Annotated in this window: 14 protein-coding genes, 1 tRNA gene and 1 other RNA gene; 10 read left to right on the forward strand and 6 right to left on the reverse strand. The window is 70.3% G+C overall.

What is annotated here, in order from left to right; all coding sequences use genetic code 11:
- Positions 1-124: 124 nt before the first annotated feature.
- Positions 125-1,189 (forward strand): IS110 family RNA-guided transposase, encoded by a 1,065-nt coding sequence (locus SOM19_RS14665; protein WP_320487328.1) that lies wholly within the window; start codon positions 125-127, stop codon positions 1,187-1,189.
- A gap of 131 nt (positions 1,190-1,320) precedes the next feature.
- Here SOM19_RS14665 and SOM19_RS14670 read toward each other — a convergent pair whose 3' ends face one another.
- From SOM19_RS14670 to SOM19_RS14690, 5 genes are all read right to left on the reverse strand, one after another.
- Positions 1,321-1,698: a hypothetical protein gene (locus SOM19_RS14670; protein ID WP_320487329.1), complete on the reverse strand. Its 378-nt coding sequence runs from the start codon at positions 1,696-1,698 to the stop codon at positions 1,321-1,323.
- Positions 1,699-2,072: 374 nt separating this feature from the next.
- Positions 2,073-2,157 (reverse strand) — tRNA-Ser (locus SOM19_RS14675).
- Between the two features lie 26 nt (positions 2,158-2,183).
- On the reverse strand, positions 2,184-4,457 hold the full coding sequence (locus SOM19_RS14680) for a transglutaminase TgpA family protein (RefSeq protein ID WP_320487330.1): 2,274 nt from the start codon (positions 4,455-4,457) through the stop codon (positions 2,184-2,186).
- Complete coding sequence (locus SOM19_RS14685) at positions 4,444-5,691, reverse strand: DUF58 domain-containing protein (protein ID WP_320487331.1); 1,248 nt, start codon at positions 5,689-5,691, stop codon at positions 4,444-4,446. Before SOM19_RS14685 ends, SOM19_RS14680 begins: the two co-directional genes overlap by 14 nt.
- A gap of 7 nt (positions 5,692-5,698) precedes the next feature.
- Complete coding sequence (locus SOM19_RS14690) at positions 5,699-6,703, reverse strand: AAA family ATPase (RefSeq protein ID WP_320487332.1); 1,005 nt, start codon at positions 6,701-6,703, stop codon at positions 5,699-5,701.
- Between the two features lie 172 nt (positions 6,704-6,875).
- Here SOM19_RS14690 and ffs point away from each other — a divergent pair.
- Positions 6,876-6,972, forward strand: an RNA gene (ffs, locus tag SOM19_RS14695) — signal recognition particle sRNA small type.
- Positions 6,973-7,012: 40 nt separating this feature from the next.
- On the opposite strand, the gene SOM19_RS14700 is transcribed toward ffs, so the two are convergent.
- Complete coding sequence (locus tag SOM19_RS14700; RefSeq protein ID WP_320487333.1) at positions 7,013-7,678, reverse strand: NUDIX domain-containing protein; 666 nt, start codon at positions 7,676-7,678, stop codon at positions 7,013-7,015.
- Positions 7,679-7,714: 36 nt separating this feature from the next.
- Between SOM19_RS14700 and pta the strand changes: the two genes are divergently transcribed.
- From pta to SOM19_RS14740, 8 genes are all read left to right on the forward strand, one after another.
- Positions 7,715-9,850, forward strand: a complete 2,136-nt coding sequence (gene pta, locus SOM19_RS14705; RefSeq protein ID WP_320487334.1) for a phosphate acetyltransferase — start codon at positions 7,715-7,717, stop codon at positions 9,848-9,850.
- A gap of 2 nt (positions 9,851-9,852) precedes the next feature.
- Positions 9,853-11,079 (forward strand): acetate/propionate family kinase, encoded by a 1,227-nt coding sequence (locus SOM19_RS14710; RefSeq protein ID WP_320487335.1) that lies wholly within the window; start codon positions 9,853-9,855, stop codon positions 11,077-11,079.
- Between the two features lie 29 nt (positions 11,080-11,108).
- Entirely contained in the window at positions 11,109-11,834 is a 726-nt protein-coding gene (locus SOM19_RS14715) for an HAD family hydrolase (RefSeq protein WP_320487748.1), read from the forward strand.
- Complete coding sequence (locus tag SOM19_RS14720; RefSeq protein WP_320487336.1) at positions 11,831-14,347, forward strand: glycoside hydrolase family 65 protein; 2,517 nt, start codon at positions 11,831-11,833, stop codon at positions 14,345-14,347. Before SOM19_RS14715 ends, SOM19_RS14720 begins: the two co-directional genes overlap by 4 nt.
- Positions 14,348-14,416: 69 nt before the next feature.
- Positions 14,417-16,510 (forward strand): DNA polymerase III subunit gamma and tau, encoded by a 2,094-nt coding sequence (locus tag SOM19_RS14725; RefSeq protein WP_320487337.1) that lies wholly within the window; start codon positions 14,417-14,419, stop codon positions 16,508-16,510.
- Between the two features lie 2 nt (positions 16,511-16,512).
- On the forward strand, positions 16,513-17,106 hold the full coding sequence (gene recR, locus SOM19_RS14730; protein WP_320487338.1) for a recombination mediator RecR: 594 nt from the start codon (positions 16,513-16,515) through the stop codon (positions 17,104-17,106).
- A gap of 78 nt (positions 17,107-17,184) precedes the next feature.
- Positions 17,185-18,117, forward strand: coding sequence for a DMT family transporter (locus tag SOM19_RS14735; RefSeq protein ID WP_320487339.1), 933 nt, complete (start codon positions 17,185-17,187; stop codon positions 18,115-18,117).
- A 122-nt stretch (positions 18,118-18,239) separates the two neighbouring features.
- The gene (locus SOM19_RS14740; protein ID WP_320487340.1) at positions 18,240-19,526 is read left to right on the forward strand and encodes an aspartate kinase; all 1,287 of its coding nucleotides are present in this window, start codon (positions 18,240-18,242) and stop codon (positions 19,524-19,526) included.
- Positions 19,527-19,531: the final 5 nt, after the last annotated feature.

Genomic DNA, 19,531 nt, shown 5'->3' on the forward strand with positions numbered 1-19,531 from the left:
CTGACCTGTCCGTTCCAGTGGCTTGATAGAAGGTTGCCCGCCCGCAAGGGCGTGGCTCATTTGAGGTCTGTCGTGAAGCGATCCCGTTGGCCGGCACTGATCCAGTTCACGAAGGAGAGCAGTGATGCCAATCGTTGCGGAGCAGTATGGGCACGTCGTCGGCGTCGACACCCATGCCCGAACACACACCTACGTCATCGTGGAATCGGCCACCGGGCGGGTGATCGGTCAGGAGACGTTCTCGACGTCACCGCCGGGCTTGTTGCACGCCGCGGTGTGGATCGAGCGGCGATGTCTCGCGGGTGGCGTGCTGGCGGCGGTAGAGGGCACCAGCACGTACGGGGCGCGGCTGCTGGAAGTCCTCAGCGAAGCCGGGATACCGGTGGTCGAGGTGCATCCGCCGAAACGGGGTGAGCGTCGCAACGGTAAGTCGGACACGATCGACGCGGAAGCTGCGGCTAGGACGGCGCTGCGGCAGGACGTCGAGAAGCTGATCATCCCGCGGGATGGGAAGCCTCGTTCGGCGTTGCGGGTCATGTTGATGAGCCGCAGGAGCATGGATTCTCACCGGACCGGACACCGCAATGCGCTCACGGCGCTGTTGCGTTCGGTCGATCTGGGGATGGATGTTCGTCGCCCGCTGACAGGGAAACAGATCAGCGAGATCGCAGCCTGGCGGTCACGCTCGACCGACGACATTGACCAGCGCGTCGCCCGTGCGGAAGCGCGCCGGCTCGCGCGAGAGATCCTGCTGCTGGGAGCCGAGCTGCGCCGCAACAAGCAGGAGCTGCGTGAGCTCGCGGATGCGCTGGCTCCCGGGCTGATGAACTCGTGGGGCGTGGGGCCGGTCTGCGCGGCGATCTTCCTCACCGCCTGGTCGCATCCGGGTCGAGTCCGCTCCGAAGCGGCATTTGCCAGCCTCGGTGGGGTCGCCCCCATCCCGGCATCCAGCGGCAACACGATCCGCTACCGGCTCAGCAGGCAAGGTGACCGGCAGCTGAACCGCGCGCTCTACGTGGTCGCTCGCGCCCGAATGGCGAGCGACCCCGAGACACGCGCCTACGTCTCGCGACGACAAGCCGAAGGGAAAACGGAGGCAGAGATCCGTCGCGTTCTCAAGCGCTACATCGCGCGCCAGATCTATCGGGAGCTGAACTCAATCCCCACCCTCGCTCCGACAATCAGCTGACCAAGCGGTCGGGGACGGCGCAGTGCCCGCGGCGAGCGGTTGCTAAGCGGAGCGGAGCGGAGTCTGCAAATAGCGAGCGAGGGAACGGAGCCGCGCCCAACCGCTACCCTCTCGCTGTCGGAGGGGGCGTCCTATGCATCGATCCAGATGGTGGCGTTCGCATCCGCGAGCCGCTTCAAGGTCTTTGCGTGGATGGTCTCGGCGCCCCGACACAGAGTCATGAACAGCCGGACGAACGCCCCGGGATCATGCAGCGCCTCATGAGGAATCGGCTCTAGGAGGTCGAGAAACGCATTGATGGTGGCCTCGAGCCTGTCCGCTCGAGCTTCCGCTTCCCGCTCTTCGAACGACGTCGTTCCGAGATCGTAGAAGAACTCATCCGCAGGCGTTCTGGACTCACTCAAGTACTGCGCCAGTCCTTCGATGGGAGCCACGCTGATCACCGTGAAGCTGACGATCACGTGGCCCTCGCCGTCATCGGTATCCTCAACACCCAAATCGTCCGTCACGCGGCGATCCTTGCACACCGAAGCAGCGCTGCCCGGCCTTGACAGAGCCCATAGAAGGGTCGGAGGCGCGAAGCGCCGAGGATATGCCGTCGAAAGCCCGGGACGCAGCCTCGCGCGGTCGCTACACTCTCGCGGCGGAGAAGAGCCGGCACATGCCGAGCGACACAACAGATGCCTCAGAAGCGTGTCCGAAAACCGCTAGCTCCGCCCATGACATGAGCCAGCCATGTCGCAACAGGCCAGTTCCACACGATCAGCGAACCGCGGAAAATCAGGCCTCTGGAGGGGTCGAAATCGGCCTTAACTGTGCCAGTAGGTGTGTCACGCGACCTGGACGGACGAAAAATCCCTTGAAAACACTGGGATCGGAGCGGCGGAGGATAGGGGATTCGAACCCCTGAGAGCTTTCACTCAACACGCTTTCCAAGCGTGCGCCATAGGCCACTAGGCGAATCCTCCATGGCCCCGGAGGACCGCAGACCATCCTACCTGGTCGCGGGGGCCGTCCCTGCGTACACGCTCCCCGGGCGCACGATGAGCGAGCGCGGGGCGATCACGGCGAGGATGCGCCTCGACAGGGGAGCGGAAGCCAGCAGTGTCGACCGCACCGCGGTCGCGGCGTCGAAGGCGGCATCGCCCAGCCAGTAGTCGCGCACGCCCTGCGGACCGTAGGAGGCCCGTTCGATCGCGGTCGCCAGGGTGTACATGTCGTCGGCGGAGACGCCGTGGCGTTCGACCAGCCGCTGGGCGAACGCCCGGGGGCTCTCGCTGGCCGGGACGGCGATGCCGACGTCGATCGCGGCATCCTGGACGATCGTCCACGCCGAGGCGGCATCGCCTCCGCGCGCCGCGACCGTGAGCTGGCGGTGGCGCAGCTGGCGCACCAGGAACGGCAGCGCGAGCACCAACAGGATGAGCAGGACCACGCCGAGCGCGGGGAGCGGGTTCGCGTTCGTGAGCGGGGTGCCGGGAAGAGCCTCGTCGCGCGGGTTCAAGGGATCGTTCGGATCGAGCCCGGGAGTCGACGACGGCGCGGGGGTCGCGCCCGGGGTCGGGCCGTCGGGGTCGGTCGCGCCCGGCACGGACGCCGCCGGCAGGAAGGATGTCGGCACGCCGAGGCCCGCGGTGGGCTCGAACGAGATCCAGCCCACGTTGTCGAAGTACACCTCCGGCCAGGCGTGGAGCAGGGAGCTCGACACCGAGTAGACGGTCTCCGACTCGACGACATCGGTGGTGGCGACGCCGGGGAGGTACCCGACGACGACGCGGGTCGGCATGTGGAGGGTGCGCGCCATCAGCGCGAACGCGGAGGCGAAGTGGATGCAGTAGCCCTCGCGCTGCTCGAGGAACTGGGCGACCGCCTCGGCGCCGCTCCCGTCGAAGCCGTCCTCGACGGGCGCCTCGAGGGAGTAGCGGAACTCGCCGCCGCGGAACCAGCGCTGCAGGGCGATCAGCCGGTCGTAGTCGTTGGTCGCCTCTGCGGTGACCTCGGCCGCGAGAAAGGCGATGATCTCCGGCGTGCCGGGGGGCACCTCCGTCGTCTCGTCGCGCAGCTCCGGCCCGCCGGCGTTGTATTGGCGGATCTGCTCGAGGGTCGGCCGCGGCTGGTTGGAGACGACGTCGTAGGTCTGTCCCTGGGTGGTCCCCGACTGCGAGATCACGGTGCGGTTGTACGGCACGGCAGCCCAGCGGCCGTCGAGCCCCGTGACCTCCACGGCGGGATACGACACGGGCAGCCACACCGAGGCGAGGTTCACGACCTCGACCGTGGTGGTGAACTCGGACACGCGCACCCCGGGGGGCACGCTCACCCGGCCGAGGCCGAGCTCGCTGTCGAGCGGCACCGTGCGCACCCGGTCGGGCTCCCACACGCCGCCCTCGAACCGGGACAGCGTGGTCGCCCGCAGGTACGGGGCGGTGGGGGAGTCCGACCTGACGCGCAGGACCTCGACCTCCTGCGGGCGGCGCAGGTCGTCGCCGAGCTGAAGCGTCGCGTCGATGCCGGGGCCCGGGCCGAGCCCGCCGCCCGCGCGCACGCCGGGCTGGGGCAGGAGCGGGGTGGCGACGACCGCGACGATGACGGCGATGGCGCCGATGCCGACCGCGGTCGCGGGCACTCCGGCGGTGCGCTCGGCGGTGCGTTCGAGCGGCCGCTCGCGCGAGCGCGTCTCGGCCCGGATCAGGAAGAGGATGGCGACGGCGAGGAAGACGAACGCCATCACGTCCACCTGCCGGGGAACGGCGATCGCGGGGATCAGAGACACCGCGACGATGCCGATCGATGCGAGGAGCGGCATCCGCGCGGTGAGCACGACGTGATCGACGATGATCGCGAGCAGTCCCATCGCCCCGACGATGAGGAACGCGAGCTCGGGAGACGGCTCGAGCGGGGCGGCGCCGTAGACGATCGCGCTCATCGCGTCGTCCACCAGCGCGGGCACCGCGCGAACGGTCGCCGGTGTGGGGATGATCCACAGGAGCGCAGTGTCGCGCAGGAACACCGCCGTCATCACCGCGACCCAGACGCCGGCCTCGATGAGGCTGACGGCGACCGCCGGAAGACGGTAGCGGCGGGCGAAGAAGCCGGCGACGAGCACCAGCGTCGCGATGACCACCGAGCCGAGCAGCCAGCCGCCGGGCTCGACGACCCGGAGGACCGGGATGAGCGCCGCCAGCAGTGCCGCGAGGATCGCGATCGTCAGCACCCGCTCGCCGCCGCGGCGCGCGGAACGCAGGTCGATCGGGTCAGACGATGACATGGCTCATCCCTCGCCCGACCGCGTTCCCCCAGGCCACCGCCAGGTCGCCCTCGGGATCGATCGCGCCCACGCGCCAGCCGCTGTCGGCGGCGATGTCGAGGGCGTCTCCGACGGGCGCCACCGCGAACACCATGGGAAGGGTGCTGTGGTGGGCGATCGGGGCGATGGCCTCGGCATCCGGGGGATCGAATCGGCCCACGATCAGGATCACCGGCCCGGTCATCACCCCGGCGAACAGGCGCGGGAGCCGGGCCAGACTGTCGTCGCGGCGGGCGGTGAGCGTCGCGAAGTGGGTGAGGAGTCCCTCGACCTCGGCCATGTCGCCGCCGTCGATGCGCTCGGCCAGCGCCGTGCCGTCGGAGTCGAGCACCTCGACGGCGTAGCCGTCGTGCACCAGCCGGGCGACCGCCGAGACGCACGCCGATACCGCGGCCTCGAACCCCGGGTCCGCGCCCGGCGCCTGCATGGCCTCTGCCGCCCACCGCAGTGCGCCGCGGTCGAGCACGACGCTCGCCTCGGGGGTGGACTCCTGCTCCTCCTGGCGCACCATGAGCTCGTCCCGGTGGGCGGTCGCCCGCCAGTGGATGCGGCGCATGGAGTCTCCGGACACATACGGGCGCGCCACCAGGTTGTCGGCGCCCTGGCCCAGCTGGTTCGTCGTCGTGTGGAGGGTGCCGCCGGTCTCGCCGGCGAAGTCGGTGAGCGGGGGGAGGTCCACCAGAGCCGGCGCCACCGTGACCCGCGTGCGCTCGCCGAACAGAGTCCGGCGGCGTGCGAGTCCGAACGGGTCGGTCGCTCGCACCGAAAGCGGGCCGATCGAGTGGATGCCGCGCCTCGTGCCCGTGACCGTGTACTCGAGGTCGACCACGCGCTCGCCGCCGCGGAGGCCGGAGCCCAGCGCGGGGAAGATGCCCTCAGGGGTGCCCGTGAGCCCCTTCGGCAGCGCGTCGTGCCAGGTGCCCGGCGGGGTGGGAACGGCGGTGCGCACCCCGACCCGGACGGTCACCCGCGAGTCGCGGCCGACGGTCGCGACATCCGGCGCCAGCGACCGCGTCACGACGTCGGAGCGTCGCGTGAGGTACAGCGAGGCCACGCTCGCCCCGATCACGGCGAGCAGCAGGATGCCGAAGTAGAGGAGCTCGGTGACGCCGACCTCGTTCGCGGCCACGAAGCAGGCGATCGCGAGGATGAGCGCGCCCGTGCCTCGCACGGTCAGCGGCCACAGGCGTCTCATCGCGAACTCACTGACGGGCGGCGATGGGGACGCGCACGCTGGCCGCGATGCGCTCGAGGATCGTGGTGATGGCGTCGGCCGCGCCCCGGGCGCGGGCGCCTCCGGCGGAGCGCGTGGGAATCAGGCGGTGGGCGAACACCGGCACGAGGAGCGCCGTGATGTCGTCGGGGATGACGAAGCTGCGGCCGTCGAGGGCTGCCCACACCTTGGCCGCGCGCGCGAGCTGCAGGGTGGCCCGGGGGCTCGCGCCCAGGCGCAGGTCGGAGTGGACGCGGGTCGCGTGGGCGAGGGCGACGGCGTAGTCCTCGATCGGCGGGGCGACGTGCACGGCGCGGGCCCAGGCGACGAGCTCGGTGACCTGCTCGGCCGTGACCACGGCGGCGAGCTGGTCGAGCGGGTTGAGCGTGTCGCGCTGGCGCAGCATGAGCGCCTCGGAGCGCTGGTCCGGGTAGCCCATCGAGATGCGCATCATGAACCGGTCCCGCTGCGCTTCGGGCAGGGCGTACGTGCCCTCCATCTCGAGCGGGTTCTGCGTGGCGACGACGAGGAACGGCGCCGGGAGCATGTGGGTCTGGCCGTCGACCGTGACCTGACCTTCCTCCATCGCCTCGAGCAGCGCCGACTGCGTCTTGGGGGAGGAGCGGTTGATCTCGTCGGCGATCACGATGTTCGCGAAGATCGCACCGGGCTTGAACTCGAACTCCCGGTCGACCGGATTGAATACGCTCACCCCGGTCACGTCGCCGGGGAGGAGGTCGGGAGTGAACTGGATGCGGCGGACCGTCGCATCCACAGAGGCCGCGAGCGCTCGGGCGAGCATGGTCTTGCCGACGCCCGGCACGTCCTCGATGAGCAGATGCCCTTCCGCGAGCAGGCACACCAAGGCGCTGCGCACCGCTTCGGGCTTGCCGTCGATCACACTGCCGACGGACGCGAGGATCGCATCCGTGCGGCGGGCGAAGTCCTCGGCCGTGAGCGCACCCACCGCGTCGGCAACCGTGGCATCGATCATCGCGACCTCCCTCGGACCGGCCCGTACGGGCGGGTCAGCCGGTGAGCGAGGCCCCATCGACCGCCCACTCTTCCGATGGTAACAACGGCGGGGCCGCTGTGGGCCTGGGAGATCACTGCACGCGTACGGATCGCCCCGGGCACAGAGCGTCGCGCAACCGGGTTAGACTTGACCCAGCTCTCCGCGAGGCGGCATCCAGGCCAACTCCCCCAGGACGGAAACGTAGCAAGGGTAACCAGGCTCTGCCGGGTTCGCGGAGAGTCTTAATTTTCCCGGGTGCACCCCGGAAGGCCCCTCGCGGGCCGCCGATCAGCGGGCGAAGGGGCCCTCGAGCACGGCCCACTGCAGCAGCATGATGGTCTTGGCGTCCTGGATGCGACCGTCGCGGATCATCGCGAGCGCCTCGTCGATCCCCGGCTCGAGCAGCTCGATGTGCTCGCCCTCGTGGGCGAGCCCGCCCCGCTCGCCGATGCGGCCGCCGCCGTCGTAGGGAGCGGCGAAGAAGTGCAGGCGCTCGGTGACCGATCCGGGGCTCATGTACACGTCCCACACGTGCTCGAGCTCGCCGACCTCCACGCCGGTCTCCTCCGCGGCCTCGCGGCGGATCGCGGTCGCCGGGTCGTCGTCGTCCAGCAGTCCCGCGGCGGTCTCGACGAGCATGCCGTCCGCGTGATCGTTGACGTAGACGGGGTAGCGGAACTGACGCGTCAGCAGCACCGTGCGACGGTGCGGGTCGTACAGCAGCACGGTGGCGCCGTTGCCGCGGTCGTACGTCTCGCGCTGCTGGGTCTCCCACTCGCCCGACGGTCCGCGGTACTCCAGGGTCGTGCGGCGCAGCACGTGCCAGGCTGCCGCGAGCAGTTCGACGTCGGTCACCCGCACGTCCGGGTTGCCGTCGAGGTCGCGTCCGGTCCGGTCGAGTCCGGTGCGGCCGCGGTGGTCGGGCACGTCGATGCCGGGGCGGGGTTCGGTCATAGCCCGGAGTGTAGCCACCCCCCATAGGCTGGAGCCGTGGCTCAGAGCATCTTCATCACGTCGGCAGAAGGTCACTCGGGCAAGTCCACGGTCGCGCTGGGGGTGCTCGATGCCTTCAGTCACGCCACGCCCCGGGTCGGCGTCTTCCGCGCGATCGCCCGGTCGACCGTCGAACCCGACTACGTGCTCGAGATGCTCGTCGACCACGACGGCGTCGATCTGGCGTACGACGACTGCATCGGGGTCACCTATGACGACGTGCGCCAGGATCCGGATGCCGCGCTCGCCGTGATCGTCGAGCGCTACAAGGCCGTCGAGGCGCAGTGCGACGCGGTCGTCATCCTGGGCAGCGACTACACCGATGTCGGCAGCCCGGCCGAGCTCGCGTACAACGCCCGGATCGCGGCCAACCTGGGCGCGCCCGTGCTGCTCGTGCTCGGCGGTCGCTCGTCGCAGGGACAGACGCAGCCTGAGCAGCTCGGCTCGTCGCAGCCCCGCACACCGGCCGAGATGGGGCAGATCGCCGACCTGGCGCTCGCCGAGCTCGCCCACGGCCGTGCCCAGCTGTTCGCGGTGGTCGCCAACCGCACCGAGCCCGACGAGGCGGTCGCGACGATCGCGGCCATCCGGCGCGCCGTGGACGGGCACGGGTCTGCGACGCCCCAGGCCGTGCCGGTGTGGGCCATCCCCGAGGACCGGTACCTGGTCGCCCCGTCGATCCGGGGCATCATGCGCGCCGTCGGCGGCGAGCTGCTGGCGGGCGATCCCGACCGGCTGACCAGGGAGGCGCTCGGCGTCGTGGTCGCCGGCATGTCGATGGTCAACGTGCTGCCGCGCCTGCTCGAAGGCGCCGTCGTGATCATCCCGGCCGACCGCTCCGAGGTCCTGCTCGCCACCCTGCTCGCGAACGCATCCGGCACCTTCCCGTCGATCTCCGGCATCGTCCTCAACGGGGGCTTCGAGCTTCCCGAGCCGATCACCCGTCTGCTCGACGGACTCGGTTCGAACGTTCCCATCATCACCACCGACCTCGGCACGTATGAGACGGCCGCGCGGGTGATGAGCACGCGCGGGCGCCTGGCCGCGGACTCGCAGCGCCGCTACGACACGGCGCTCTCGCTCTTCGAGCAGAACGTCGACACCGACGAGCTGCTGCGGGCGTTCGGCGTGGCACGGGCGACCGTCGTGACCCCGCTCATGTTCGAGTTCCAGCTCATCGAGCGCGCCCGATCCGAGCGCAAGCGCATCGTGCTCCCCGAGGGCGAGGACGACCGGGTGCTCCGCGCCGCCGCCACCGTGCTCAAGCGCGGAATTGCCGACCTCACGATCCTCGGCGAGCCGTTCGAGGTGCGCGCCCGGGCGATCGAGCTCGGCATCGACATCGGCGGGGCCGAGGTGCTCAGCCCGTTCGACGCCGTGCACGTCCACAAGTTCGCCGAGGAGTACGCACGGCTCCGGGCGCACAAGGGCGTCACGCTGTCGAAAGCCGCCGACACGGTGACCGACGTGTCGTACTTCGGAACGCTCATGGTGCACCTCGGCCTCGCCGACGGCATGGTGTCTGGCGCGGCCCACACGACCGCGCACACCATCCGCCCGGCCTTCGAGATCATCAAGACGAAGCCCGGCGTCTCGGTTGTGTCGAGCGTGTTCCTCATGGCGCTGGCCGATCGGGTGCTCGTCTACGGCGACTGCGCCGTCGTCCCCGATCCCACCTCCGAGCAGCTCGCCGACATCGCCATATCGTCGGCCGCCACCGCGAGCCAGTTCGGCATCGATCCGCGCATCGCGATGCTGTCGTACTCGACGGGCGAGTCCGGGTCGGGCGCCGACGTCGAGAAGGTGCGGGATGCCACGGCCCTCGTGCGCCGGCGCGCCCCCGAGCTGCTCGTGGAGGGGCCGATCCAGTACGACGCGGCCGCCGACGCCGCGGTCGCCGCGGCCAAGATGCCCGGATCCGAGGTCGCGGGCCGGGCGACCGTGTTCGTGTTCCCCGACCTGAACACGGGGAACAACACCTACAAGGCGGTGCAGCGCTCGGCCGGCGCGGTCGCGATCGGACCGGTCCTGCAGGGGCTCAACAAGCCGATCAACGACCTCTCGCGCGGCGCACTCGTCGACGACATCGTCAACACCATCGCGATCACCGCGATCCAGGCGCAGGGGGAGTGACCATGACCCCGGTGCTGGTCGTCAACAGCGGATCCTCGTCCTTCAAGTACCAGCTGATCGACATGGAGACCGAGAGCACCCTGGCCTCCGGCCTGGTGGAGCGCATCGGCGAGCCCGCCGGCCACTCCTCCCACACCGTGGTCGCTCAGCCCGCCGACGGGCCGGCGACGACCATGCTCAACGCGACCCAGACGCGCGAGCTCCCGATCGCCGACCACACGGCCGGATTCCAGGTCATGCTCGACGCGTTCGCCGCGGACGGGCCCTCCCTCGCCGAGCATCCTCCCGTCGCGGTCGGGCATCGCGTCGTCCACGGCGGTGCGCGCTTCTTCGAGCCGACGCTGATCACGCCCCTCGTCGAGATCAACATCGACGAGCTGTCCGTCCTGGCGCCGCTCCACAACCCGGCCAACCTCGCCGGGATCGTCGCCGCGAAGAAGTCGTTCCCCGGCGTCCCGCACGTCGCGGTCTTCGACACCGCATTCCACCAGACTCTGGCCCCGGCAGCCTTCACCTACGCCATCGATGCGCAGCTCGCCGAAACGCACCGCATCCGCCGCTACGGGTTCCACGGCACCTCCCACAAGTTCGTCAGCGAGACGGCGGCGGCCTTCCTCGGCCGGCCGCTCGAGAGCCTCAAGCAGATCGTCTTCCACCTCGGCAACGGCGCGTCGGTGACGGCGATCGACGGCGGCCGGTCGGTCGAGACGTCGATGGGGTTCACCCCGCTCGAGGGGCTCGTCATGGGAACCCGCTCGGGCGACATCGACCCGGCCGTGCTGTTCCATCTGGCGCGCCGCGAGAACATGTCGATCGACGACCTCGACGATCTCCTCAACAAGCGCAGCGGCATGGTGGGCCTCGCCGGCTCGTCCGACCTCCGCGACATCCGCGCGGCCATCGCGAACGGCGACCAGCGAGCGCTCCTCGCCTACGAGGTGTACGTCCACCGTCTCCGCGCGTACGCCGGCGCCTACCTCGCGCAGCTGGGCGGCGCCGACGTCATCACATTCACGGCGGGCGTGGGCGAGAACGCGCCCCTGGTGCGCTCCGCCGCGCTCGAGACGCTGGGGTTCGCCGGCGTCGAGATCGACGAGGAGCGCAACCTGGCGCCGGGGCGCGGCATCCGGATCATCTCGACGGATGCCTCGGCCGTGACGGTGCTGATCGTCCCCACCGACGAGGAGCTGGAGATCGCCCGGCAGACCCTCACTGTCGCCCGCCCGTAACCTGCCCTCGCTACCCTGGTGGAGTGCCTATGGACGCCCTGCCCGACCTGACCTCCTATGACGCCGTGCTGTTCGATCTGGACGGTGTCCTGACCCCGACCGCCGAAGTGCACATGCACGCCTGGCAGACCATGTTCGAAGAGCTCTTCGCCGCGTGGGACATCTCGCCGGCGTACACCGAGCGCGACTACTTCGATCACCTCGACGGCAAGAAGCGCTACGACGGTGTCGCGAGCCTGCTGCGCTCGCGCGACGTCGAAGTGCCCTGGGGTGATCCGTCCGATCCGGTGTCGGCGGACACCGTGTGCGGCATCGGCAACCGCAAGAACGTCGTGTTCGAGAAGGTGCTCCGGGAGGACGGCATCGCCGCCTACCCGGGGTCGCTCGCCCTGCTGGACGCGCTCGCCGCCGCCGGCACGACCGTCGCCGTCGTCTCCAGCTCGAAGAACGCCGAAGAGGTACTGGCCGTGGCCGGCATCCGCGACCGGTTCGCGGTCGTCATGGACGGCGTCATCGCCGAGCGGGACCACCTTTCCTCCAAGCCCGCTCCCGACGTCTTCGTCGAGGCGGCGAAGATGCTCGACGTCGACCCCGCTCGCAGCGCAGCCGTCGAGGACGCGCTGAGCGGCGTGGCGTCGGCCGTCGCCGGCGGATTCGCGCTGGTGGTCGGCGTCGACCGCGGCGCCGGTGAGCAGGCGCTGCGCGACGCCGGTGCACACGTGATCGTCAAGGACCTGGAGGAGTTCACCGCATGATGGACCGCGACCGATTCCCCGTCGACCCCTGGCGTCTCGTCGAGACGTCCTTCGATCTCGAGGACACCGGCGTCACCGAGACGCTGTTCGCCATCGGCAACGGCTACCTCGGCATGCGGGGCAACCACCCCGAGGGGCGCGACGCGCACGAGGACGGCACGTTCATCAACGGCTTCCACGAGACGTTCCCGATCCGCCATGCCGAGCAGGCGTACGGATTCGCGGAGGTCGGCCAGACCATCATCAACGCGCCCGACGCGAAGGTCATGCGCGTGTACGTCGACGACGAGCCGCTGTCGCTCGACGTGGCCGACGTGCGCGACTACGAGCGCAGCCTGGACATGCGCGACGGCGTGTTGCGCCGCCGCGTGCTGTGGACCACCCCCTCGGGCAAGGACGTCCGCGTCGACTACGAGCGGATGGTGTCGTTCGAGGAGAAGCACCTCGTGGTCATGACGGTGGAGGTCACCGTCCTCAACGACGACGCCCCCGTGACCGTCAGCTGCCAGATCCTCAACCGGCAGGACGGCGAGGACGTCTACGGCGGAACGCCGACCGCCCCGAAGAAGGCGGGGTTCGATCCCCGCAAGGCGGAGCGCATCCAGGTGCGCGTGCTGCAGCCGCAGGAGTACTGGCAGGACAAGCTGCGCTCGGCGCTGTCGTACCGGGTCACGGAGTCCGGGATGACCGTGGCCGTCGTCGCCGACCACGTGGTGGAGACCGAGAACGAGTACGGCGCTCGCACGCTCATAGAGCCGGACATCGCCAAGAACGTCTTCCGCGTGCAGGCGAAGGCGGGCGTGCCGACCCGCGTGACCAAGGTCGTGAGCTATCACACGTCCCGCGGCGTTCCCGCCCGCGAGCTCGTCGACCGCTGCCGTCGCACGCTGGACCGCGCGCTCGCCGCCGGCGTCGCGCAGATCGCCGCGCGTCAGCGCGAGTGGCTCGACGGCTTCTGGGAACGGTCAGATGTGCGGATCGGCGGGCACGACGACTTGCAGCAGGCGACCCGGTGGTGCCTGTTCCAGCTCGCGCAGGCTTCCGCGCGCGCCGACGGGCAGGGCGTGCCTGCGAAGGGCATGACGGGCTCGGGCTACAGCGGGCACTACTTCTGGGACACCGAGATCTATGTCCTGCCGTTCCTGGCGTACACGACCCCGCTGTGGGCGCGGAACGCGCTGCGCATGCGCTACCTGATGCTCCCCGCGGCTCGCAAGCGCGCCTTCCAGCTCAACGAGCACGGCGCGCTCTTCCCGTGGCGCACGATCAACGGCGAAGAGGCGTCGGCGTACTACGCGGCCGGCACCGCGCAGTACCACATCAACGCCGATGTCAGCTTCGCGCTCGCGAAGTACGTCCGTGCGACCGACGACATCGAGTTCCTCCACCGCGAGGGCGTCGACATCGCCGTGGAGACGGCCCGCCTGTGGGCGACGCTCGGCTTCTGGCGCACGATGGACGGCGCCGGCGAGGAGAGCTTCCACATCCACGGCGTCACCGGGCCGGACGAGTACACGACGGTCGTCAACGACAACCTGTTCACGAACGTGATGGCGCGCTTCAACCTGCGCTTCGCCGCCCGCACGATCCGCGAGATGGCCGAGGTCGACGGCGAGGTCTATCGCAAGATGGTCGACCGCCTGGGCCTCGAGCCGGGCGAGCCGGAGGGCTGGGAGCGGGCCGCGGAGGCCATGCACATCCCGTTCAGCCCGGCGCTGGGCATCCACCCGCAGGACCACGTGTTCCTGGAGCGCGAGATCTGGGACCTGGAGAACACCCCGCCCGACAAGCGGCCGCTGCTCCTGCACTTCCACCCCCTGGTGATCTACCGCTACCAGGTGCTCAAGCAGGCCGACGTCGTGCTCGCCCTGTTCCTGCAGGGCAATCACTTCTCCGATGAGGACAAGCTCGCCGACTTCGAGTACTACGACCCGCTGACCACGGGCGATTCCACGCTGTCGGCGGTCGTGCAGGCGATCCTCGCCGCCGAGGTCGGGTATCAGGACCTGGCCCTCGAGTACTTCCGGCAGTCGATCTTCGTCGACCTCGCGGACCTGCACCACAATGCGTCGGACGGCGTGCACGTGGCATCGGCCGGCGGTGTGTGGACGGCGCTCGTCTCGGGCTTCGGAGGGATGCGCGACCACTACGGGGAGCTCTCGTTCGACCCGCGCCTTCCCGCGGACTGGCCCGAGCTCTCGTTCGTGCTGCACTGGCACGGCACCCGGCTGCAGATCACGGTGACCCGCGACGAGCTGCGCATCCGCGCAAGCGACGGGGACCCGGTCGGGTTCAGTGTGCGGGGCGTGGGGTACGTCGTCGGAGAGGGCGAAGAGGTCGTCGTGCGCCTGGAGGGCCAGGGCCCCGTCATCGCCGGCCGGCCGACGCTCGGCCAGCTCACCGATGTGCGCCGCGAGGACGGGTCGTACCTGTCGGCCTCCGTCCCGACGGTGACGTCGTCGATCCCGATCATCCTGGGAGCGACCGACGTCGAGCACGGCATCGACGTCTAGCCCTGGCGCGGTCGGCAGGCCCTGTCCACGGCCTGCCGCCGTGTCGCGGGCACGCCGTAGGCTGGGGGCGTGACCACAGCCCTGTATCGCCGCTACCGGCCCGAGTCGTTCGGCGAGATGATCGGTCAGGCGCAGGTCACCGATCCGCTCATGACGGCGCTCCGCGGTGACCGGGTTGGCCACGCCTACCTCTTCTCCGGACCGCGAGGCTGCGGCAAGACCACCTCGGCCAGGATCCTCGCGCGCTGCCTCAACTGCGCGGCGGGTCCCACCGACACCCCGTGCGGCACGTGCGACAGCTGCGTCGAGCTCGGCCGCGGCGGCAGCGGATCGCTCGACGTCGTCGAGATCGACGCCGCGAGCCACAACGGCGTCGACGATGCGCGCGACCTGCGTGAGCGCGCCGTCTTCGCGCCGGCTCGCGACCGCTTCAAGATCTTCATCCTCGACGAGGCGCACATGGTCACCCCGCAGGGCTTCAACGCCCTGCTCAAGCTCGTCGAAGAGCCGCCCGACCACGTCAAGTTCATCTTCGCGACGACCGAGCCCGAGAAGGTCATCGGCACCATCCGCTCCCGCACGCACCACTACCCGTTCCGGCTCGTGCCGCCGGGCGCCATGCTCGAGTACGTCGAGCAGCTGTGCCGGACGGAGGGCGTCGAGGTCGAGCCCGGCGTGCTCCCGCTCGTCGTGCGCGCCGGGGGCGGGTCTCCCCGCGACACCCTGTCGCTGCTCGATCAGCTCATCGCCGGGTCCGAAGAGGGCAAGGTGCGCTACGAGCGCGCAGTGTCGCTGCTCGGCTACACGCACGCCGAGCTGCTCGACGAGGTCGTCGACGCCTTCGCCGCCGGCAACGCCTCGGCCGCATTCGCTGCGGTCGACCGAGTGGTGCAGACCGGTCAGGATCCCCGGCGATTCGTCGACGACCTGCTCGAGCGCCTGCGCGACCTCATCGTCGTCGCCGCGACCGGCCAGGGCGCCGCGGCGGTGCTGCGCGGGGTGTCCGCCGAAGACCTCGCGCGCATGCAGCGCCAGGCCGACACGTACGGCACCGCGCGCCTGTCCCACACCGCCGACCTCGTCATCGCGACGCTCGACGACATGACGGGCGCCACATCGCCCCGCCTGCAGCTGGAGCTCATGGTCGCTCGCGTGCTGGCGCGGGGAGCGGATGCCTCGGCCCCTACCGCCGTCGCGCCCGCGACTGCGGTTGCCGTGGCGCCTGTTGCCGTGGCGCCGGTCGCTGCGGCTGCGGCGCCTGTTGCTGCACCGCCGGCCGCTGCGGCGCCTGTCGCTGAGGTGCCCGCTGCCGCGGTGCCAGATCCACGGCCCGCGCCGGCCGTTGAGGTGCCTGCTGCCACGGTGGATCCACGTCCCACCGGGCCGGTCACCCTCGAGCGCATGCGCGAGTCCTGGCCCGAGATCCTCACGCGCCTCGAAGACATCAGCCGCACCTCGTGGCTGCTGGCCTCGGGTGCCGAGGTCACCGGGCTCGACGACGACGTCCTCACGCTCGCGTTCTCCAGCCAGGCCGACGTCGGCAAGTTCAAGCAGCGCAGCGCCGGCGGCGGGCCGAGCGAAGACCTGCGCCAGGCGATCGTGGCGGTGCTCGGCATCCGTGTGAAGTACCTGGCCAAGCACGACGACGCCGGGTCCGGCAAGGCTGCACCGCCCCAGACCGCCCCCGCCCCGCCGCCGACGCCCTCTCGTCCCGCCGCACAGGCACGCGCGGCAGCGCCCGCGGCCGCGGCGCCCGTCACGGAGTGGACGGTCGCGCCGATCCCGTCCGACGCCGACGCGCCCCCGCCCGACCCCGGACCGGCTGCGGTCCCGCCGTCGGGTCAGTTCGCCGTCGACGACGAGCCGGAGGACGCCGCCGCCCGAACCCGCACCACCACGCTGGCCCCGCCCCGCGAAGGCGACGTGCTCCCGGCCGCCGAGGTGGCGCCGTCGACCGAGCCCGACGACGACGCCGATGACGACGACGAGACGGATGCCGCGGCCGACCTGCCCGTGCCGCCCGTGGTCGCGCCGCCGCTGCCGCCGGTGGCGCCTGCCCGCGGTGACGGCGTGCAGCGGTACGGCGAGGCCGTGGTGCGTCAGGTGCTGGGCGCCACGTTCCTGCGAGAAGAGCCGTACGAGCCGCCGACAAGGTTCAGCTGAGCATGTACGAAGGCATCGTCCAGGACCTCATCGACGAGTTCGGCCGCCTCCCCGGCATCGGGCCGAAGTCGGCGCAGCGGATCACCTTCCACATCCTGCAGACCCCGAACTTCGACGTCGCGCATCTCGCGACGCTGCTCGCCGAGGTGCGCGACAAGGTGCGCTTCTGCGAGGTGTGCGGCAACGTCTCCGAGCAGGACCGCTGCTCGATCTGCCGCGACCCCCGCCGCAATGCGACGCTGATCTGCGTTGTCGAAGACGCGAAGGACGTCGCGGCGATCGAGCGCACGCGTGAGTTCCGCGGGCTGTACCACGTGCTCGGCGGAGCGATCAGCCCGATCGCCGGCATCGGACCCGATGACCTGCGCATCACACAGCTCATGCAGCGACTGGCCGACGGCACCGTGCAGGAGGTCATCCTGGCGACCAACCCCAATCTCGAGGGCGAGGCCACGGCGACCTATCTGAGCCGGCTGCTCCACACGCTCGAGATCTCGGTGACGCGGCTCGCGTCCGGCCTGCCGGTGGGCGGCGACCTCGAATACGCCGACGAGGTGACCCTCGGCCGCGCGTTCGAGGGCCGCCGCTCTGTCTGAGGTCCGCCCTAGATTGGCAGTCGCGCGCGTCGCGTCGGTCACGAGAGCGCCGCATTCTGGAGCGATGAAAGAGGCGACGTGAACGGCACCGTCCAGAGATTCGACGCCCGGGCGTGGCTGCTGTTCGCGATCATGGCGGTGGTATGGGGCATCCCGTACCTGTTCATCAAGGTCGCGGTCGACTCGTACTCGCCTGCCGCCGTCGTGGCCGGCCGCACGCTCATCGGTGCGCTCGTCCTGCTGCCGTTCGCCCTGCGGCAGAAGGCGCTCCGACCCGCGTTCGCCAAGATCGGATGGGTCCTCGCCTTCGGCGCGATCGAGATGGCCGGTCCGTTCCTGCTCCTCGGTCACGCCGAGCAGACTCTTCCCTCGGGGCTGACCGGGCTGCTCGTGGCGACGGTGCCCCTGTTCGCCGCCGTGATCGCCCTCGGCGGTGGCGACCGCTCCGTGCTGCGTCCCTCGCGGGCGATCGGTCTGTTCGTGGGGTTCATCGGCGTCGCGGTGGTGGTCCTGGGTCCCGGACTCGCCGTCGAGGGCGGGGGAGGCCTGATCGCGATCGGTGAGGTGCTCCTCGTCGCGCTCCTCTATGCGATCGCACCCTTCATCATCGCGCGCAAGCTGCAGGACGTCCCTTCGCTGGGAACGATCACGATCGCCCTCGTCGCCGTCGGGCTCTTCTACCTGCCGATCGGTCTGCTCACCCAGCACGAGGTGCCCACGCTCGACGGCACGTTGGCCCTCGTCGCCCTTGGGGTGGTGTGCACCGCGGTCGCCTTCATCGTGTTCTTCGCCCTCATCGCGCGAGTCGGACCGGTGCGCGCACCGCTCTTCACCTACGTCAATCCGGTGGTCGCGATCGTGCTCGGCACCCTCATCCTCGGCGAGGAGATCACCCTCGGGCTGCTGATCGGGTTCCCGCTGGTCATCTTCGGGTGCTGGCTCGCCGCGACCGGCGGCACGATCCGCCCGCGCCAGGTCGACGGCGAGCTCACGCCGGTCGCCCCCGGCTGAGCGAGACCCGTCACATGGCGGGGCCGGAATGACCACGTCCGTAAGATGGATCCTCGGGCGCGGCATCCGATCGCGTCCGTGAGACAGGTCTGCCGCAGGGCGGCATCTCCGGGAGTTCGAACGTGGCGCTGATCGTCCAGAAGTACGGCGGATCGTCCGTCGCCGACGCGGTGAGCATCAAGCGCGTGGCGAAGCGGATCGTCGATGCGCGTCGTGCCGGGCACGATGTCGTGGTCGCGGTGAGCGCGATGGGCGACACGACCGACGAGCTGCTCGATCTCGCGTCGCAGGTCGCCCCCATCCCCGCCCCGCGCGAGCTCGACATGCTCCTCTCGAGCGGGGAGCGCATCTCGATGGCGCTGCTCGCGATGGCGATCCACTCCATGGGCTTCGAGGCGCGCTCCTTCACCGGCAGCCAGGCCGGCATGATCACGGATGCCACGCACGGCGCCGCCCGCATCGTCGACGTCACCCCGATCCGCCTGCGCGAGGCGCTCGACGAGGGCGCGATCGTCATCGTCGCGGGATTCCAGGGCTTCAACCGCGACACCCGCGACATCACGACGCTCGGCCGCGGCGGCACCGACACGACGGCCGTCGCCCTCGCCGCCGCGCTCCAGGCGGACGCCTGCGAGATCTACAGCGACGTCGACGGCGTGTACACGGCCGATCCGCGGGTCGTGCCCAAGGCTCGCAAGCTCGGCATCGTCACGAGCGAGGAGATGCTCGAGCTCTCCGCGAACGGCGCCAAGGTGCTGTACATCCGCGCCGTCGAGTACGCCCGGCGCCACGGTGTGCTGATCCACGCGCGCTCGACGTTCAGCTCGAGCGTCGGAACGTACGTGCTGGGCCCGGGCATGAAGCTGCCCGACAGTCAAAAGGGAGCAGACATGGAAGAGCCGATCGTCGCCGGAGTCGCGACCGACCTCAGCCAGGCGAAGGTCACCGTCATCGGCGTCCCCGACGTGCCGGGCAAGGCCGCCGAGATCTTCAAGGTGGTCGCCAAGTCGGGCGCCAACGTCGACATGATCGTGCAGAACGTCTCGGCGGCGTCGACGGGTCGCACCGACATCTCGTTCACGCTGCCCAAAACCGACGCCGCGACCGCGCTCAAGGCTCTCGCCGGCGATCAGGCCGAGATCGGCTTCGAGAGCCTCGTCCACGACGACCAGATCGGCAAGCTCTCCGTCGTCGGGGCCGGAATGCGCACCCACTCGGGCGTCTCGGCCACCCTCTTCGAGGCGCTGAGCGTCTCCGGCATCAACATCGAGATGATCTCGACGTCCGAGATCCGCATCTCCGTGGTGGTGAAGGGCGACGACCTCGCCGAGGCCGCCCGTGTCGTACACACCGCGTACGGCCTCGACGGCGACGATGACGCCGTCGTCCATGCCGGCACCGGCCGCTGACCTGC

This window comes from Microbacterium sp. CFBP9034, assembly GCF_034045255.1.
GTDB lineage: Bacteria > Actinomycetota > Actinomycetes > Actinomycetales > Microbacteriaceae > Microbacterium.

Bases quoted from the DNA above. Each gene is read 5' to 3' on its own strand.
- SOM19_RS14665 (WP_320487328.1), top strand. From the start codon at position 125: ATGCCAATCGTTGCGGAGCAGTATGGGCACGTCGTCGGCGTCGACACC.
- SOM19_RS14680 (WP_320487330.1), bottom strand. From the start codon at position 4,457: ATGTCATCGTCTGACCCGATCGACCTGCGTTCCGCGCGCCGCGGCGGC.
- SOM19_RS14685 (WP_320487331.1), bottom strand. From the start codon at position 5,691: ATGAGACGCCTGTGGCCGCTGACCGTGCGAGGCACGGGCGCGCTCATC.
- SOM19_RS14690 (WP_320487332.1), bottom strand. From the start codon at position 6,703: ATGATCGATGCCACGGTTGCCGACGCGGTGGGTGCGCTCACGGCCGAG.
- SOM19_RS14700 (WP_320487333.1), bottom strand. From the start codon at position 7,678: ATGACCGAACCCCGCCCCGGCATCGACGTGCCCGACCACCGCGGCCGC.
- SOM19_RS14710 (WP_320487335.1), top strand. From the start codon at position 9,853: ATGACCCCGGTGCTGGTCGTCAACAGCGGATCCTCGTCCTTCAAGTAC.
- SOM19_RS14715 (WP_320487748.1), top strand. From the start codon at position 11,109: ATGGACGCCCTGCCCGACCTGACCTCCTATGACGCCGTGCTGTTCGAT.
- SOM19_RS14720 (WP_320487336.1), top strand. From the start codon at position 11,831: ATGATGGACCGCGACCGATTCCCCGTCGACCCCTGGCGTCTCGTCGAG.
- recR (WP_320487338.1), top strand. From the start codon at position 16,513: ATGTACGAAGGCATCGTCCAGGACCTCATCGACGAGTTCGGCCGCCTC.